We start from the raw sequence: 18553 nt of genomic DNA, 5'->3' as shown, positions 1-18553 counted from the left end.
TTAAATTGACACTTTTTTATTTAGTAGCCAAGTGCTGATACCGTAACTTAAGACAGTCCCAATTAGAACAAATCCAAAGTTTACAAAGAAACGCTCATCTACAAATAAAAATAGTGATTTAGTATATAGGAAGACTGCAATATTGGCAATTCCATAGAATATCCCGAAGATAATTCCAAATATTCTTTTTGATCGGTCACTTAAGACAAAGACAGAAATAAGACCAAACATTAATATAACGAATAGTAATTTATAGATAAAATCAGTCATCGTTAGTGGAAGTACAAAATTGATGAATTGTGATTGAAGTAAGGCCCCTTGCACTAAATGTTTTCCGGTAAGTCCATCAGGTAGTAATGTGTTTAGGAGTAGTGAACCAATACCTAAATTTAAAAGTACGATGGCGTAATAAACAAAGACTGATAGGATAATCACGATTAATTTTGATAATAAAATAGACGTTCTTTGTCCCTTTAAAGATAACAACATGTAGATTCGTTTTGAAGAACCAATCCATTCTTTATACCATAGATAAAGGCCTAGGCAGATGATGATGATAGCGAAAAGAATGAAGATTCCAATAATTAATATTTGATTATCGAGTATTGATGCTAGTGTAACATGACCATTATTTTGGACGTAGTCATCAATAGAGCTATCTAATAGAGTAGGAATTAATTTTTTCTTTAAATCACTAATTTCTTTGAAAAAGAGGCTTCCTGTTAGAACGGTCATCAAGGTAAATAATGAGATGAGCCACGGAATAATTTTTTTGACTTCGATTTCAATTAAAGTTAAAAGTTTCATGTTACTATACCTCACTATATAAAGTTCGCATTTTATCCACAATGCTTAAACCTTCGTTTTGAGCTTCTTCTTTTGAGAAGCTTGCAAAGACTTGACCTTCTTCAAGCAAGACGATATGATCGGCAATATCTTGAATTTCATCAATTTCATGCGTCGTAATAATGACTGTTTGACCGTCTTCTAAGAATTCTGACTTTAAAAGATTGATAAACGACTGGCGTGTGAAAACATCGATTCCACTGAAAGGTTCATCGAGTAATAAATAAGGAGCGTCTTGGCACATCCCAACAATGATATTAAAACGTGCTAAATTACCTTTTGATAATTCTTTTAGTTTTTTATCCGTTGGAACCTTGAAAAACTTTAACATACGTTCTGCTTTTTCGAGGTTAAAGTTTTTATAAAAGACTTGTGCAAAACTTAAGTTCTGTGGAATCGTCCATCCTAAATCATGAATTGGAATATCTGGAATATAAGCCATTTTATTAATGTTTTGTTGTGTAATAGGCTCTCCATCTACTAGGATTTTCCCCTTTGAAATAGGAACTAATCGCATAATTGCTTTCATCGTTGTACTTTTTCCAACACCATTCAATCCCAGTAAACAAGTAATTTCACCCTTTTTAAATTGAATGGATACATCATCTAAAACTGTTTTTTTACCATAACGCTTTGTGACATTTTGAAGTTCTAGCATCATAATCCTCCTTGATTTGTTGATGAAAGAATTATATCTGTTAAATTTTAAGAAATAGTTACCGAAAAAGTGAAGATATTCTTAATATCATCTTAAGAAATAGATAAGTTGTATGTAGTTGAAACTTGTATATGAACCGTAGGGGGATGTTAGTACGGAATGTATTGATTAGGTATTATGCTTGATACGAGAACATCACTAAAGCTCGTGTATGGTGGAGTAAATTTAACAGTATGCTTTGAAATATTTCTTAGATTATCTAAATTTAGAGTAACTAAACCCAATCTTAACCGTTCTAAATGAACTTGATATCAAAGTAGAAAAACCTATTTTTATCGCTACTAATGTATGCAATATTACTATGACGTGATAAGGATATAAAATTATTCATTAAAAGAATTAAAAAAGTACTAAATCATTGATCTAGTACTTTTTTAATTCTGCGAAGACGGCGACGTCGTTCATTCAGAAGATATCCAGTTAGTGTTGATATAAGTGTGATGAATGTAATAGTAAAGAAGGTAACCCAGCTATAATGAAGTTTAGTAGCTGTGTTTTCAATGAATAGCATGAGAACTAGGTTCACAAATAATAAAGAAACACTGGCACAAGATCCTAAAACACTAATTAAACGTAAATTTTTTAATAATACAATCATCACCAATCATCCTTTTTTAAAATTATAATAATTTTTCCTGTGGATAATGTGTGCATTTTCCTAAAAGGTACTTATAATATCTCATATAAGTAGAGTGAAATTTGCCGAATTTATACATTCAATTTACGCAATAAAGTTCACGAAAAAACAAATTGTGATTTATCCTAATCTCAATTTTAACAAGCTGTGGATAATATTTTATGGTGAAAATTGGTCGAAAAAAAAGATATATCGTTTAGAAATTTTATGTTAAGATTGTCTTTGTGTATTTTTTGAGATGTCGTAAAATGTCGGACTCTTGAAAAATTTTTTTTATGATTAAAAGAGAGGAAGAGGTGAGCGATGTTGATTACTATTGGAGCGATGATTGGTGCAGGTAAAACAAGCTTAGCCACACTTGTTGCAGATCATTTCAATTCAGATGTATTTTTTGAAAGTGTTGATGATAATCCGATTCTACCGTTATTTTATACGTCAACAGAAGAAGAGATTCAAGCGAATCGATATCCATTTTTATTGCAGTTATGGTTTTTAAATACTCGTTTTAAAAGTATTAAAGAGGCTTTAATACAAGATAATAATGTACTAGACCGTAGTATTTATGAAGATTGGTATTTTGGTGCGACTTGTTGCTAGACAAAGGGAAGCGAGGGTTTCCTACAAAACTAGCCTAATTATTATAGATTAATAATTAGAACTATTATTGCGAAGAGTAGAATGATAGGGTAACGCCTTGAAATGCTCTCTCAAAGTTACGATTAGCATAACATTGAGTGAACAATGGTGTGTTAAAAGCTCGTTAAAACGGACTAGGTATTACCGTAAGATGTGGTTAAACAAATCACAACACGAAAAGCGAACTAGAGGTAGTCGAGTAATATATGGTTCTAGAGTCCATAAACTATCTATGGTTAGGATGCTTGCTATAAATAGAGCTGACGAAGTTGGGAATGTAAGGGTCTAAAACCAGAACTTCTCGAAAGGGATGTATCATCTAAGTATGATTTTAGTGTGGGTGAGTAAGACTCGAAGTTATGAAAATCCATATAGTGTTACAGGCACTATCAAGCTAAAAGGCTCAGACCAACGACCTAAGGATAGATGTAAGGATAGCAATAATGGAACAAGGGAAGCATGGAATATGGAGTGTTCACTCACTATGAAGTATTAATAAGGAAATGTTAAACAACTATAACTTATTTTAATCCATGTGAAAGTGGTGGCATGAAGCTATGAAATATTTTGTAATGAAATATGAGCAATAGCCACTAGACAATTTGAAGTTAAAACTTTAGAAGTTAAATAATTTTAATCAAGGTTCGAGTAAGACTAAGAGATGTTGTAGAACTATCTGAAATTGAATTTCAGATAAGGAGACAGACTTGACAACTAAAATCTTAAAGAAACAGAAACTCAGGAACAACGAGTATTACGATATACAAGATGTTTTTGACAGCTTATACAGTGAGTCTCTAGAAAACAAAAACTTCACTAAACTTATGGAGTTAATTACAAATAGAGAAAATATCTTATTAGCATACAGAAACATCAAAAAGAATAAAGGTTCAATGACTAAGGGAACAGATGGCAGAGACATAACGTTCTACAGTAATATGCCACAAGATGTGTTTGTAAAACATATCCAAAATATGTTCCGAAATTATCATCCTAAAAGTGTTAGAAGAGTCGAAATCCCTAAACCAAATGGGAAAATGAGACCTCTAGGGATACCATGTATGGGGGACAGAATTGTACAACAATGTATCAAACAAGTTCTTGAACCTATATGTGAAGCCAAATTCCACAAACACAGTTACGGATTCAGACCGAATAGGTCGACACATCATGCTATATCAAGAAGTATGTCTTTAATAAATATGAACAAACTTCACTATGTGGTTGATATTGATATAAAAGGTTTCTTTGATAACGTAAATCACAGTAAATTAAAGAAGCAAATGTGGAAATTAGGAATACAGGATAAAAACCTAATCTCTATAATTGATAAAATTCTTAAATCAGAAATCGATACTGTTGGAGTTCCAACAAAAGGCACTCCACAGGGAGGTATTTTATCGCCACTTCTCTCTAACATAGTTCTTAATGAACTTGACTGGTGGATAAGTAGTCAATGGGAATCATTTCAGACAGACCATGACTACACAAGCATTAGAAAGAATGGATATGTAGACCAATCTAACAAATACAAAACAATGAAAACCACTAACTTAAAAGAGATATGGCTCGTGAGGTATGCAGATGACTTTAAAATATTCTGTAGAGACTATGAAACTGCTAACAAGATATATATAGCAACCAAACAATGGTTGAAAGAAAGACTCAGTTTAGAGATAAGTGAAGATAAATCGAAAATTACTAATCTCAAAACAAATTATACCGAATTTCTAGGTTTCAAACTAATGGCTAAACCAAAGAAAGGGAAATATGTATGTCAAAGTAGAATGTCTGAAAAGGCACAAGATAGTGTAACTACAAAATTAAAACATCAGATAGTCTACATGAGAAGTAATTATGAATCTAAACAAGTAAACAAACTAAATGCTATGATTCTAGGAGTTCACAACTACTATAAGATAGCAACAAATGTCAGTTTAGACTTCAATAAAATAAATTACTTAACATCAATAACCTTACACAACAGATTAAAACAAGTAATTTCTGACAAACCTTCAACTTCCAAAGCTTTCAAAAAGTTTTATGGTAAGTATAAAGGAAAGATAAGAACAATTAGTAATGTAAGTATATATCCTATCAACGGAATATCTACATCACCACCAATGAACTTCACTCAAGAGATTTGCAACTATACAGTTACAGGTAGAGCGTTAGTGCATAAGAAGTTAAACAACAATTATCATCTTCTAGTCAGATACCTACTAAACAACGTTAGAGATTGTGAATCCACTGAATACAGTGACAACAGAATATCACTAATGATAGCACAAAAAGGTAATTGTGGTGTGACAGGAGAACCTCTTAACATATGCGATATGCAATGTCATCATAAACTTCCTAAATCACAGGGAGGAACGGATGCGTATAAAAACCTAATATGGGTTAATGAAGATATACACAAATTGACACACGCAACTAAAGAGGAAACAATAAATAAATACTTACATAAACTAAAACTTAACGAGAAAAGTCTTGAGAAACTTAATTCTTTAAGAGAACAAGTTGGAAATTTAACTATTTAAATAATAACTGAAAATTGTTGGAACGCTGTATGAGCTGGAAACTCTCACGTACGGTGTGAAGTGGGGGAAAAGATGGAGATAACATCAAAGTCTTACCTATCACTATCTAAAGTTAATAAAGATTTAGGTCGTATTTCAGATTTAGAATTCAGTTTATATGAGAGTCTTTTAAATAATATGATGGAAGAATTAAACGAAATTCCAAAAAAATCACCAGATTTAATGATTTATTTATCGGGAAGTTTCGAAACTATTTTAAATCGTATTAAAAAACGTGGGCGTGAGTATGAATTAGATGAAGGATTAGTATCCTACTATTATGAGTTATGGAAAGGATACGATCAATGGATTTACGAGCATTATAAAGCAAGTGAAGTTCTTGTAATTAATATCGATGAATTTGACTATGTGAATAATGAAGAACATAAAATGAAAGTTTTATCCATGATTGAAGAGAAATTAAAAGAAATTAGAAGTTTATAACATCAAGTGGAGGGCAACATGAATATTTTGTTTAGTATATTAGCACTAGTATGTTTACTAGGAATTGCATTTATTTTATCAACAGATAAGAAAAGTATTAAAGTTCAAACGGTTGTAATGGGATTATTATTACAAATTATTTTGATTTTCTTCGTTATTAAAGTACCAGTTGGACAAGTGATTTTAGAAAATTTAGCAATGGGTGTAAATTCTATTGTTCAAATGGGAATGGAAGGAGTTAATTTCGTTTTCGGTGGAATTTCAGATAGTTACGTTTTTGCAATTAATGTCTTATCATTAATCGTCTTTACATCAGCTCTAATTTCAGTTCTATATTTCTTAAAAGTTATCCCATTTTTAGTTAAATATGTTGGAAAAAGTGTTGCCAAATTAATGGGAACAACAGATGTTGAGACATTTGCAGCTGTTGGAAATTGTTTCTTGAGTGGAACAGAGTCTCCGTTATTAATCAAACCATATCTTCCAAAATTAACAAAATCTGAATTGTTTGCTGTAATGGTTGGAGGATTTGGTTCAGCATCAGCTAGCATCTTAGCAGGATATGCATTAATGGGAATTGATATGAGATACTTATTAATTGCTGTATTTACAGTTCCATTTAGTACATTAATGGTTTCTAAAATTATGGTTCCTGAAACGGAACAATCATTAACAGAAAATGCAGAAGTATCCGGATCTGAATCTGATAGTTTATTCGAAGCAATTTCTGAGGGAACAGGAAATGGATTAGGATTAGCTTTAAATGTAGGGGCAAGTTTAATTGCCTTCGTTGGATTAATTGCAGTTATTAATGCCTTCTTAGGATTATTCGATACAAATCTTTCACAGTTATTCGGATATGTTTTCCTACCATTTGCGTATTTATTTCATGTACCCTCAAATGAGGCTTTCACATTTGCTACATTAGTTGGAACAAAGTTTGGTATCAATGAGTTTGTTGCTTATGGAGACATGGTTAATGTTATGGGAGCATTATCACCTCGTACAAACGCTATTTTGGCTGTTGTATTATGTAACTTTGCTAACATTTCATCAATTGGAATTCAAGTTGGAGGATTCAATTCCTTCGCCCCAACACGTAAAAAAGAAGTTGCTAAATTAGGATTTAAAGCATTAATTTGTGGAACAATCGCTACGTTAACAACAGGAGCGATTTTAGGAATGTTTATTTAAATCGACAATCTGTTTCTAAATTTTATCGAAAAAAATCGTTACAAGTCGTAACGATTTTTTTTATGTCTTAAAACAAAAAAATATTAAAAATTTAATGATAAACGATAACTTTTTAATATTTTAAACATATAATTTTAGTGTAAGAGAAAAGAAAATTTGGGGTGAGCGTAATGAAGAAGTTAGCTAAGTATTTAGATTTATTTTTAAAGGTTGGTTTTTGGGTTTTAATTATTCTTAGTCCGCTAATGATTATCACGATGGTCGGAGTTGAAACTTTGATGAATAATCCAGCTATTCCTGATACTTTAAAATTAGAAACAAATTTTGTTTATCATGGATTAAGCTTTGTGATGAATTCAAATCTGGATAACTATAATTATATGTCATGGCTATCGGTCATTGAATTATTAATTGGAAATAGTGTCTTGTTATATAATATAGTTCAAATTAGAGGGATTTTAGCTGGGGTATTAGAAGATAATCCATTTAGTAAACAAATAATTAAATGTGTTAAAAAGTTAGCATATGGAATTATAATCGGAAGTCTTATCTTTTCAACTACACAAGCCATTATAAATTATTTATCACTAAATCATTTAAATATTTTAGAATCACTTTATCAAGCAGGAATTGAAGTAAATTATACCTTTAATATTTTTGAAAACTCACTCATTGTGGAAGGGTTGTTAGTTTTACTATTAGCACATGTCTTTCAATACGGACTTCAGTTACAAGAAGAATATGATGCTACACTTTAAGGGAGGAAATGAATGATGGCCATTATAACAAGACTTGATCGGATGCTTGCGGATCGAAAAATGCATTTATCGGAACTTGCAGACCGAGTAGGTGTATCTATTGTTAATTTATCAAATTTAAAAACAGGTAAAGTTAAAGCAATCCGATTCTCCACTTTAAATGCGATTTGCAAGGAATTGAATTGCCAACCTGGAGATATATTAGAGTATACGGATGAAGATTAATTTTAATGCTTTAAAGATGTGAATAGAAATAGGTGATAAGTGAAAGGATTTTATAAAGTCTACAGTGCTAGAGAGATTGTGAGATGCATATCCATATAATAAGGAAAGGATAAAGAAGGATGTGAAGACATGTCTAAAGAAGAGATGATTGTTGATTTATTTAAATGTATCGGGAATCCGACGCGATATAAAATTTTAAAAGTATTGTGTGAGCGTCCTTTATGTGTAAATAAATTAAATGAAGCAGTGGGTTATTCGCAACCTAATATCTCTCAACATTTAAAACTAATGAGAATGTCTGGGATTGTGACATGTTCTAAAAATGGAATGAATATTTGTTATCAGATTGCGGATGACGACATCATAAAGTTGTTAGAATTGGCAGAAGATATTGTTTTGAAACAACGAAATAGAACATAATGATATAATGAAATAATTATATCAACATTTAGATAACGTCAGCATACGATACTATATATTAACTATGAATATCATTATTCCGACAGAGGATAATGTTCCAAAGGAGAGAGTCTAGTGATTGAAATTAAAAATAATGAATTTAGATCAGAAATTGAAGATGGGATTGTTTTAGTTGATTTTTATGCACAGTGGTGTGGACCATGTCGTATGATTAGTCCAGTACTTGAGCAATTACATGAAGAATACGATGGAAAAGTTAAATTTGTAAAAGTTGATATCGATGTGAATCCGGAAACAGCAAAAGAATATGGAGTCATGAGTATTCCTAACTTATTAATCTTTAAAGATGGGGAGTTAGCAGATCGTTTATTAGGATTTAAGCCGAAACAAACCTTACAACAATGGATTAACAATTATTTATAAGCTAATGAAAGATTCATAAAGTAAAATCCATCTGTTTAGCTTTAATGAGTTTTTTAATCTGTGAAACACTTATCTACATATAGAATATGATTGAATAAAGAAGTCAATTTTATAAATAGCTAAGAAAAAGCGATAACTCTTAAAGAGTCATCGCTTTTTTTAACGCAAATTGTTGAGATTATAATATTTTCTACCGGTTACATTTCTTGTTCTTAGCACAATTCTTTTTAATTTTTTACCTGTTCGAACACAGGTATCCGAATGATGAATCTCAGCTCGCCCCATAGCAATCACACTTTTTACTCCATCTGGATTACGCCAATTAAATTCTAGACAGATTTTTGGGTTGCTCTCTAAGAACTCCCATTTCATTCCTTCATTATAAGTATAAAGAGTAAATGTATATTCTCCATCCGATTCTGTATAGCAATAACACATTGGAACAACGTAAGGTTGATTATCTTGAGGATCTACATCTCGAGACCCACTCGAAGAACTAGAGCTTCGACTTGAAGAACTTGAACTTCTAGTAAACGAACTTGAAGAACGTGTACTAGAACTATTATCATCAGCATTATAAGATAAGCCCAACAAGCAATAAGAAGCATTGTCTAATAAGTTATGAATTTCATTGCAAGTTAAATAGCGATATGTTACTGGCACCATGAGTATAATCACTTCCTATATAAAGTAGAACTCCTAAGAATTCTTCTATATCATATGCATTGAAATTTTTCTCAGTTAATTAAAACACCTAGTAATAAATAAAAACCTAATGATTCAGATATGAATCACTAGGCTAAGAGGTCTATAAACTAATTTTATCTTGAAGTATAGAATTTACGACCTGTAACACCATTCTCATCAGGTCGTATAGTTATTCTAGCTAAGCCATTATTTAGTATATCTACATCAGCAGTTCCTGTTACCATGACACTCAATCGACTACGAGAAGTATGATAATTGAATTCTAAACAAACTCTATCATTATCATTGATAGCATCGATTTTTTGTCCATGATTTAAGCTGTGTAAAGTGAAAGTATAAACATACTCATTATTTACACGTAAATATCGGTAGGTGTAATTCATAGGAAAAACAAGAGGTTGTACCTTTAAATTATGGGATTGACTAGAACTAGATTGAACAGAGTGGTTATAAGCAACTCCTAGTAAACAGTAGGGAGCATTATTTAGTACTTCGATAATTTCTGTTGTGGATAGGTTGCGAAAGTTTGGTATGTTAATTTGGGAGGCCATTAGTATAATCACTTCCTGTATACAGTAGAATTCATTATGAATCCTACTTTATACTATGTTGACCATTTTCGATTACCTACTTCAAACGACTATTTAATTTTCTGTTTTTAATAATTTATCACTCGTTAGCTTAATTCCAATCGCACCAATAGGAGCTGTAATTAAGACGCTTAATATTGCGATAGCTTGCATAATTTCACCGCCCACAACTCCCATCTGCATTGGAATAGCTGCTTTGGCAGATTGTACGGTGGCTTTAGGAAGATAAGCAATGACACAGAAAATTCTTTCTTTTAGTGAGAGATTAGTACCAATTAATGAAATTAGTACACCAATTGATCGAACAAATAATGAACAACTTAAAATCCCAACTCCGATTAAGAAAAATTCTCCGACGAGTGTTGGATTAATGGCCATTCCAACGAAGGCAAATAAATAAAGCTTTCCTGTTTTCCAGATAAGGTTCATTTTATCTAGTATGATTTTTGAACTATCCACAATGTAATTTCTAATAAAGAATCCAAAGACCATAACGGTTAATAAAGAATTAAAAATCTCAACGTGACCGTATTTTTCAACAGCGCGCATTGCTAAACAAAGACCGAAGGCAATCATCACTTTTAGATAGTCATTTGAAACGTGTTCAATAATCCCTCTTGTGAGTTTGAAAACAAGATAACCTACACCAATACTTAATACAAGTGTTACTGGAATCATAAGAAGTTGGGTGCTAATCGATCCTGTGTTGAAGTAGATTCCGAGGAATGTTGTAAACAAAGTGATGGCAATCGTATCATCGGCGCTCGCTCCAACGAGTAGCATCTGCGGAATTGCTTTATCTTGGCCAACGCGTCGATTAATTAAATCAATCATAGACGGAATCAAAACAGCAGGACTCACAGCTGCGATAATAAACCCTAAAATTGCCCCTTGAACGAAGCTAAATTTAAGAAGAAGCATCGACATTAAGGCAATTGTAAACCCTTCAAGTGTAGCGGGAACCGCACTTAATAAGATGGCGGGACGGCCAATTTGCTTCATTTGTGCTAAACTGATTCCAAGTCCACCGATAAATAATACGGCTACTAGGGCGATATCTTTGATGACTGGTGCTATTTTTAAAGTAGCTTGCGGCACAACGTTTAAAAATGCGGGTCCGATTATCATCCCAAAAATCATCATTCCAATTAAAGAGGGGAGTTTAATATATTCGACTAACTTCCCACTATAGTTAGCCAAAATTCCAATAATTATTAAACTGAGTAAAACAATCAATATTATCACGTTAATCCTCCTATTTCTTCTAACCACAAAAAAACTCCTACCCTTTAATCCACGACAAAAAAGATTAAAGAGTAGGAGTCATTAGCTTACGCGGTTAATGGCGAACTCCATCGCCTATTGATAACATTATTATATGAGAAATATAACCGTTTGTAAACACTAATCATCACATGATATAATGAAAGAAGTTCTTTAAATGCGACTTTTTTTTGCTAAAAATCTACAGAGGAACTATTGGAGAGAGAAGATGAAGAAAAAACTAATTAAAGACCAGCACATTATCTGGATGACGATGATTTTATCCATTTTAATTTTAGTATTTTATTTATTAAGCTATACAAAAGAGGCATGGATTTTATTTTTAATCATGTTTATTTTTGAAAGAATCATTACACCCTACACAGGAAAAAGTTTTGAACATACTCTAGATCAATTAGGAGAAATACTCGATAAAGATTTAGATGAATCAGAATCGAAAAGAGTGTTAAAAGTGATTGTTAGTTTAATTGCTTTCGTCATTGTAGCCATTGGTATTTATATTTACGCTTTGATTTCTCATCCATTACTATTTACTATCTTAATGTTAGCAGAAATTATCGATAAAATAATAGAGAAATTCATCTTAAAAAGAGTTTAGCGATTTGTTAAACTCTTTTATATTAGCGAGGTCATCCTATGAATCCGAAGGCTCTTAGTTTTCCAAAATAATAGAGTAATATTGGAATTCTACGATACGTAGATTGATTATTTTTCTCTACTAAGTTAGATTATTTAGTGTACATAACCCATTTGGTTAACCAAGATAAAATACAGATGATTGAGAGATAACTATAGAGTAATTAGGAAAAGATGTAGTTAATTTCATGGCAGTTAATGATTAACGATAAAGGAAGAGGTGAAAATTTTGGATTGTGTGAAGGTAGGAAAGTTACTTTATGACTTACGTAAAGAGAAAAATATGACGCAAAAACAAGTAGCTGAATTAATGAACATTAGCGATAAGACGATTAGTAAGTGGGAAAGAGGACTAGGGTGCCCTGATGTTTCTTTGCTTCCTGAATTATCACAAATTTTTGGAGTTAGTATAGATGGAATTTTATCCGGAGAACTAAATCAAAATCCGGTAGTAGGAGGAAATATGAGAAGATTAAAATTTTTTGTTTGTTCACAGTGTGGAAATATAATGACGGCAACAGGAGATGCAACAGTATCTTGTTGTGGAAAAACGTTAGAAGCATTAGTGCCTCAAAAAGCAGAAGATGGACATTTATTAAGTATTGAGCCAGTTGAAGATGAACTATATGTAACATCAGATCATGAAATGACAAAAGGTCATTATATTACGTTTATCGCTTATGTAACAGGAGATACTGTAATACTTGGAAAGCAATATCCGGAGTGGAATTTACAATTCCATTTCCATAAGAGAAAACATGGAAAGTTATTCTATTATTGTAGTAATCATGGTTTATATTATCAGGTTATTTAACTGGAATTTCTTTAGAATTAAGAGAAATTACCCCAGTAGTTGAGGAGTGTTCACTATGTTCACACTGGGTTCCCCCCCATCAGTGGAGGAAAGCTAAGAGCCTGTCGTCTACTTAGCATGTGGACCCTATGGTTTATATTATCAGGTTATTTAACTGGAATTTCTTTAGAATTAAGAGAAATTACCCCAGTAGTTGAGGAGTGTTCACTATGTTCACACTGGGTTCCCCCCCATCAGTGGAGGAAAGCTAAGAGCCTGTCGTCTACTTAGCATGGGGATCCTATGGTTCATATTATCAGGTTGTATAATTTAATATTTCAAAAAGTAAACACTATTACATTATTTAGGTGTGAAATTGAAAAATAAAAGCTCTAGTTATTCAAATCTTCTCAGTTAGAGAGGAAGAATAAGATAGAGCTTTTTTAGTCATTACAACTTTTAAAAATAAATTCATGGATGACATTTTAGATTCTTTTCATCATAGGCTATTTCATAACTGGATAAGGTTGTCCCATAGGTTGATAAGGTTGATTCATAGGCCAATTTTGTTGTCCCATAGGTTGATAAGGCTGATTCATAGGCCAATTTTGTTGTCCCATAGGGTGATAAGGCTGATTCATAGGCCAATTTTGTTGTCCCATAGGGTGATAGGGTTGATTCATAGGCCAGTTTTGTTGTCCCATGGGTTGGTAGGGTTGATTCATAGGCCAATTCGGTTGCCCCATAGGTTGATAAGGTTGTTGAACAACTGGATAGTATTGGGCTCCCATAGGATTGTTCATAATAGGTTGTCCACCGCCTACTCCTTGTGGGATTATGATTCTTTGCTCGGTTTGCTCGGGTACACTTTGAATAGTATAATTTGAATAATTATCAATAGGTGTTGAAAAATTTTCATTATTATAACTCATAGATGAATAAGGTTGATTACTGTACATACCATCATCTCCTAGCTTCATTTCTTGATATATTATGAAATGATAGCCTAATTGTGACATGATTTTAGATATAAATTGAATTATATATAGCCACGCTTAAAAAGCGTGGTTTTTTATTATTTTATACAACAGGAGAGTAGTTGCTTCTTATGTGACTTAGTTACATAACTTTTAGAATATTCAGAATATACTTTAGATATAAAGAGTGCAGGGGATATTTATCGATTGAAGAAAAATTTGTTTAATTTATAAAGCAAATTAAACGATGGGTTCCTTGTGAAAGGAGTTTTAAGATGAGTAAAAAAGTAATTATTGTTGGTGGAGTCGCTGGGGGGGCCTCAACGGCGGCACGTTTACGTCGGCTAGATGAAACAGTAGAAATCATTATGTTTGAAAAAGGGGAATATATTTCATTTGCAAATTGTGGATTACCTTATTATATTGGAGAAGTCATCGATGAACGTGAAAAATTAATTGTTCAAACAGTTGAACAAATGAGTACTAAATTTAAAATAGATATTCGTAATTTAAGTGAAGTTATTAAAATCGACAAAGAAAATAAAGTTGTTACCGTTACAAATCATAAAACAGGTGAAAGTTACGAAGAAACTTACGATGTACTCGTTTTATCACCTGGGGCTCAGCCTATCAAACCAGGGATTTCTGGAATCAACGAATGCAATAATCTATTTACCTTAAGAAATATTCCAGATACAGATCAAATCAAATCATTTGTGGATAACCAAAAACCTAAACATGCTGTTGTCATTGGTGGAGGATTTATTGGTCTGGAGATGGCCGAAAATCTGCATGAAAGAGGGCTTGAAATTACATTGGTTGAAGCAAGTAGTCAAGTCATGGCTCCATTAGATATTGAAATGGTAAGTATAATTCATGAACACTTAGTAGATAAAGGTGTTAAATTAATTTTGAATGATGGAGTTAAATCCTTTGAAAATAACGGTAAAAAAGTTGTGTTAAATAGTGGGCAAGTTATTGAAACTGATTTAATTATCTTATCCATTGGGGTACATCCTGAAACAACGATTGCACGTGAAGCGGGACTTGCTTTAAATGAACGTGGTGCGATTGTTGTTGATAAAAAAATGAAGACAAGTGATGAGTCTATTTACGCATTAGGTGATGCGGTTGAAATCATGGATTTTGTTAATAAACAACCCACGATAATTCCTCTTGCATGGCCAGCTAATCGTCAAGGTCGTATCGTTGCTGATAATATTTGTGGTAAAGAATCGGAATATAAAGGAACACTTGGTTCATCAGTTGCAAAAGTATTTGATTATACAGTTGCAGCAACAGGAAATAACGAAAAAACATTAAAACGATTAAATCTTGAATACAAAGCACTTCACATTCACCCAGGCTCTCATGCAGGTTATTATCCTGGAGCCTTCCCAATCGCGTATAAACTCTTATTCAATCCAACAACAGGACAAATTTATGGTGCTCAAGGAGTTGGAATAGATGGTGTTGAAAAAAGAATCGATGTTATTGCCACAGCTATTAAAGGAAATCTAAACGTTATTGATTTACAAGATGTTGAAGTTTGCTATGCCCCACCATATAACTCAGCTAAAGATGCAGTGAACATGCTAGGGTATTATGCAGAAAATATCATGGATGGCTTAATTGAAACCATTGATTGGAGTGAAGTAAATAGTTTAGATGAAACAACATCAGTTGTTTTAGATGTGCGTGAATCTTTTGAATTAATGACAGGTAAAATTAAAAATTCGATTCATATCCCACTAGGGCAATTAAGAAATCGTTTAAATGAACTTCCAACAGATAAAACTGTTTATGTTACCTGTCAGGTAGGACTACGTGGTTATGTGGCTTGTCGCCTACTTAACCAATATGGATTCAAAGCTAAAAATATTGATGGTGGAGTTAAAACGTATCTAGCGATTGAAAAAGCACAGCAAGCAATAAGTAAGCAGTGGATATCAATTATTAAAAATAAGGAGGTAACGCCAGTGGTATCACAAAATTTAGATGATATGCCTGTCAAAGTAAAATTGAATGCTTGTGGATTACAATGTCCGGGGCCAATTCGTCGAGTATTTGAAGAAATGAATCATATGACAGATGGTGAGATTCTAGAAGTTAAAGCAAGTGATCCTGGTTTTACTAAAGACATTTCATCTTGGTGTGAGAAAACTGGAAATACATTATTAAATTCAGAATTTAATAAAAATGAAAAAAACTTTGTTGCTTATCTTCAAAAAGGAACTCAAGTTTCTCAAACAGCGAATACAAATACCCTCGATAAAAATGGAGCAACACTCGTTGTATTTAGTGGTGATTTAGATAAAGCAATTGCCTCATTTATTATTGCAACAGGGGCTGCCTCAATGGGGAAAGAAGTTACGATGTTCTTCACGTTCTGGGGATTAAATATATTAAAATCTAAAAATAAACCAAAAGTATCGAAAGATACAATGGAAAAAATGTTCGACTTTATGTTACCAGGGAATACAGATAAATTACGATTATCACAAATGAACATGATGGGAATGGGTCCTGCTATGATTAAAAAAATCATGAAAAAACATAATGTTGATGATTTAGAAATATTAATTGAAAATGCCATTAATATGGGAGTAAAAGTTGTTGCCTGTTCTATGAGTATGGAGTTAATGGGAATTAAACAAGAAGAATTTATAAAAGGTGTTGAAATTGGAGGAGTTGCTTCATACTTAGGTGCAGCTGAAGATTCAGGGTTGAACTTGTTTATCTAATGAAGTGAAGGGGTTTATATTTTTCTAAGATTTTTGTTTAAGAAGATAAAGTTCAACACAAGCGAGCAATTTAACGAGTAAGACAATTTATGTTGAAAGAGAGGGAGAATAGATAAGAGATGGTGAAGCAACTGTTTCAAGCATAGATCAGTAGAATAAAAGGGTAAGTAAATTATTATATTTCTTTAAGCATTAAAAAAACATAAAAGCGAGTTCATTTGATAGCAAACTCGCTTTTATGTTCTAATCGATGAAAGTTACAACTTCTTCTAATGGCTTACGTTTTGGAGCAGGAGGAGTGTTATCCTCAGGTACTCCAAGAGCGATTAAGCTCATTAATTGATAACCATCTTTTTTAAATCCGATTAAATCTTCAATTTCTTTTTTTGCATGAGTTGGGCCTGTCATATAACAAGTTCCATATCCCATTGCTGTTGCGGCTAGTAAAAAATTTTCAACAGCAGCACCGATTCCTTGTATAGCTGATTGAGGTGCGATAATTTCGGCTAATCGTTCTTCACTCGCACCATTTGCCTTTAAAATATCGTACTCAATCATATCATATTCGTTTCCATAAACAATAATAACGACTGGAGCGTGTTTGAATAGGGTGTAGTATTTTAGTAGGCGCATATATTTTTCACCCTGTTCTTTTGTTGGTGCCAAGTTTGCAATTTGAGTATGACTTTCTGTTACGATGTCACTCATTTGATTAATAATATCTCGATTTTGGAGCACAACAAAATGCCAATTTTGTTGATGTTTAGGCGATGGTGCCTGTGTTGCAGCATCAAGTAATGTTAAGATATCTTCCTTAGGAATCTGGATATCTTTAAATTTACGGATACTTTTTCTATTATAAATAAACTCTAAATTTTTCAACGAAATACCCCCTTTTTAACTATTATTAAAACAGATGTTAATTCAAGATGCAATGCAATCCTCGGATTATAACCCATAATCTGATTATTTTCTACTGCATTCTAGATATAAAAAGAAGACTCAAATTCATTTTATAAAAAATGAGCTTGAGTCTTTTTGTTAAGCAATAAAATTTGAACTACGGTATTCGCGTGGGCAAGTTCCAATGACTTTTTTAAAGATTTTGGAGAAGACTAAAGCATCGGTATATCCAACAGAATGGGAAATCTCTTGAATCGTTAAGTTAGTTTTCCTTAGTAGGTTACATGCTTTATGAATTCTGAAATGAATTAGATAGTTTTTAGGTGAATCAGCCATTAATTCATTGAATAATTTAGTTAAGTATTTTCGATTAATTCCCACATAATTTGAAATTTCTTCAACTGTAATATGGCGTGCGTAATTCGTTTCAATAAATTCAATTGCTTGACGAATATAATCTGATTGTTTACTCATTGTTTGAATTTTAGTTTGATGTGAATGACTATACTCAGCTAATGTCGCAAGTAGTGCATAAAATCCACTTAATGCTTGTAGGTCCATGCTGTGTTTGAATTGCCCTGCTGTCAATATTAGTTCAAAGCAACGTTCAATTGCTTCATGTCGATCACATTTTGAGATTGGTGAACAGGGTGACAAGTTAAGGCGTCCCAAGTAAGAATCAACATGTAGTCCATTAAAAGATACAAAATAATATCCCCATGGATTACTTGGATTCGGTCGATAGGAAACAAGTGAGTGTGGTGGCACTAAAAAACAAGTACCTTCTTTAATTTCATACTCTTGCCCATCAATAATTAAATAACCTTTCCCCTCGTAAACATAATAAAGGCTATAATAATCACGAACTCCAGGCCCCCATGAAGAATTCTTTTCACACTCACCGGTTCCACAGTGATATAGCATAAAATCTAATTTAGTGTAATCTGATTTTGGTTTGAAACAAATCATGATAGCGCTAACCCCCTCTATTATGTAGACATTATATCATATTTTTGAGTATTTAGATAATACTAT

General features: G+C 32.5%; 19 protein-coding genes and 1 riboswitch. Of the genes, 11 read left to right on the top strand and 8 right to left on the bottom strand.

What is annotated here, in order from left to right:
• Both HMPREF9402_RS08250 and HMPREF9402_RS08245 read right to left on the bottom strand, forming a co-directional pair.
• Nucleotides 1-807 (bottom strand): hypothetical protein, encoded by an 807-nt coding sequence (locus HMPREF9402_RS08250; protein ID WP_006783947.1) that lies wholly within the window; start codon nucleotides 805-807, stop codon nucleotides 1-3.
• 4 nt (nucleotides 808-811) lie between these two features.
• Nucleotides 812-1504, bottom strand: a complete 693-nt coding sequence (locus HMPREF9402_RS08245; RefSeq protein WP_009607103.1) for an ABC transporter ATP-binding protein — start codon at nucleotides 1502-1504, stop codon at nucleotides 812-814.
• 1000 nt (nucleotides 1505-2504) lie between these two features.
• Between HMPREF9402_RS08245 and HMPREF9402_RS08235 the strand changes: the two genes are divergently transcribed.
• The 8 genes from HMPREF9402_RS08235 (at nucleotide 2505) to trxA (ending at nucleotide 8883) form a co-directional block, all read left to right on the top strand.
• Nucleotides 2505-2798, top strand: a complete 294-nt coding sequence (locus HMPREF9402_RS08235) for a deoxynucleoside kinase (RefSeq protein ID WP_006783949.1) — start codon at nucleotides 2505-2507, stop codon at nucleotides 2796-2798.
• A 746-nt stretch (nucleotides 2799-3544) separates the two neighbouring features.
• Complete coding sequence (gene ltrA / locus HMPREF9402_RS08230; protein ID WP_009607109.1) at nucleotides 3545-5380, top strand: group II intron reverse transcriptase/maturase; 1836 nt, start codon at nucleotides 3545-3547, stop codon at nucleotides 5378-5380.
• A 72-nt stretch (nucleotides 5381-5452) separates the two neighbouring features.
• On the top strand, nucleotides 5453-5863 hold the full coding sequence (locus HMPREF9402_RS08225) for a deoxynucleoside kinase (RefSeq protein WP_006783951.1): 411 nt from the start codon (nucleotides 5453-5455) through the stop codon (nucleotides 5861-5863).
• Between the two features lie 18 nt (nucleotides 5864-5881).
• The gene (locus HMPREF9402_RS08220; protein ID WP_009607095.1) at nucleotides 5882-7057 is read left to right on the top strand and encodes a NupC/NupG family nucleoside CNT transporter; all 1176 of its coding nucleotides are present in this window, start codon (nucleotides 5882-5884) and stop codon (nucleotides 7055-7057) included.
• 170 nt (nucleotides 7058-7227) lie between these two features.
• Nucleotides 7228-7815, top strand: coding sequence for a DUF2975 domain-containing protein (locus HMPREF9402_RS08215; RefSeq protein WP_009607092.1), 588 nt, complete (start codon nucleotides 7228-7230; stop codon nucleotides 7813-7815).
• A 12-nt stretch (nucleotides 7816-7827) separates the two neighbouring features.
• Complete coding sequence (locus tag HMPREF9402_RS08210; RefSeq protein ID WP_006783954.1) at nucleotides 7828-8040, top strand: helix-turn-helix domain-containing protein; 213 nt, start codon at nucleotides 7828-7830, stop codon at nucleotides 8038-8040.
• A gap of 129 nt (nucleotides 8041-8169) precedes the next feature.
• Nucleotides 8170-8460: an ArsR/SmtB family transcription factor gene (locus HMPREF9402_RS08205; protein ID WP_006783955.1), complete on the top strand. Its 291-nt coding sequence runs from the start codon at nucleotides 8170-8172 to the stop codon at nucleotides 8458-8460.
• 114 nt (nucleotides 8461-8574) lie between these two features.
• Nucleotides 8575-8883: a thioredoxin gene (gene trxA / locus HMPREF9402_RS08200; RefSeq protein ID WP_006783956.1), complete on the top strand. Its 309-nt coding sequence runs from the start codon at nucleotides 8575-8577 to the stop codon at nucleotides 8881-8883.
• Nucleotides 8884-9042: 159 nt separating this feature from the next.
• Here trxA and HMPREF9402_RS08195 read toward each other — a convergent pair whose 3' ends face one another.
• The 3 genes from HMPREF9402_RS08195 to HMPREF9402_RS08185 form a co-directional block, all read right to left on the bottom strand.
• Nucleotides 9043-9549 carry a pyridoxamine 5'-phosphate oxidase family protein gene (locus HMPREF9402_RS08195; protein ID WP_009607090.1) on the bottom strand — a complete coding sequence of 169 codons (507 nt, stop codon included), beginning with the start codon at nucleotides 9547-9549 and terminating at the stop codon, nucleotides 9043-9045.
• Between the two features lie 155 nt (nucleotides 9550-9704).
• Nucleotides 9705-10142, bottom strand: a complete 438-nt coding sequence (locus HMPREF9402_RS08190) for a pyridoxamine 5'-phosphate oxidase family protein (RefSeq protein ID WP_039930904.1) — start codon at nucleotides 10140-10142, stop codon at nucleotides 9705-9707.
• A gap of 93 nt (nucleotides 10143-10235) precedes the next feature.
• Nucleotides 10236-11426 carry a cation:proton antiporter domain-containing protein gene (locus HMPREF9402_RS08185; protein WP_006783958.1) on the bottom strand — a complete coding sequence of 397 codons (1191 nt, stop codon included), beginning with the start codon at nucleotides 11424-11426 and terminating at the stop codon, nucleotides 10236-10238.
• 65 nt (nucleotides 11427-11491) lie between these two features.
• Nucleotides 11492-11550: riboswitch (Fluoride riboswitch) on the bottom strand.
• A gap of 123 nt (nucleotides 11551-11673) precedes the next feature.
• Here HMPREF9402_RS08185 and HMPREF9402_RS08180 point away from each other — a divergent pair.
• Nucleotides 11674-12063 carry a hypothetical protein gene (locus HMPREF9402_RS08180; RefSeq protein WP_009607104.1) on the top strand — a complete coding sequence of 130 codons (390 nt, stop codon included), beginning with the start codon at nucleotides 11674-11676 and terminating at the stop codon, nucleotides 12061-12063.
• A 276-nt stretch (nucleotides 12064-12339) separates the two neighbouring features.
• Nucleotides 12340-12915 carry a helix-turn-helix domain-containing protein gene (locus HMPREF9402_RS08175; RefSeq protein ID WP_237701258.1) on the top strand — a complete coding sequence of 192 codons (576 nt, stop codon included), beginning with the start codon at nucleotides 12340-12342 and terminating at the stop codon, nucleotides 12913-12915.
• 485 nt (nucleotides 12916-13400) lie between these two features.
• On the opposite strand, the gene HMPREF9402_RS08170 is transcribed toward HMPREF9402_RS08175, so the two are convergent.
• Complete coding sequence (locus tag HMPREF9402_RS08170; RefSeq protein ID WP_009607101.1) at nucleotides 13401-13853, bottom strand: hypothetical protein; 453 nt, start codon at nucleotides 13851-13853, stop codon at nucleotides 13401-13403.
• A gap of 293 nt (nucleotides 13854-14146) precedes the next feature.
• Between HMPREF9402_RS08170 and HMPREF9402_RS08165 the strand changes: the two genes are divergently transcribed.
• Entirely contained in the window at nucleotides 14147-16615 is a 2469-nt protein-coding gene (locus HMPREF9402_RS08165) for a CoA-disulfide reductase (RefSeq protein ID WP_009607093.1), read from the top strand.
• 243 nt (nucleotides 16616-16858) lie between these two features.
• Here HMPREF9402_RS08165 and HMPREF9402_RS08160 read toward each other — a convergent pair whose 3' ends face one another.
• Both HMPREF9402_RS08160 and HMPREF9402_RS08155 read right to left on the bottom strand, forming a co-directional pair.
• The gene (locus tag HMPREF9402_RS08160; protein ID WP_006785297.1) at nucleotides 16859-17497 is read right to left on the bottom strand and encodes a nitroreductase family protein; all 639 of its coding nucleotides are present in this window, start codon (nucleotides 17495-17497) and stop codon (nucleotides 16859-16861) included.
• 159 nt (nucleotides 17498-17656) lie between these two features.
• Nucleotides 17657-18487 carry an AraC family transcriptional regulator gene (locus HMPREF9402_RS08155; RefSeq protein ID WP_006785296.1) on the bottom strand — a complete coding sequence of 277 codons (831 nt, stop codon included), beginning with the start codon at nucleotides 18485-18487 and terminating at the stop codon, nucleotides 17657-17659.
• Nucleotides 18488-18553: the final 66 nt, after the last annotated feature.

This window comes from Turicibacter sp. HGF1 (assembly GCF_000191865.1).
Lineage (GTDB): Bacteria > Bacillota_I > Bacilli_A > MOL361 > Turicibacteraceae > Turicibacter > Turicibacter sanguinis.
This window is presented reverse-complemented; position numbering and strand designations above follow the sequence as displayed.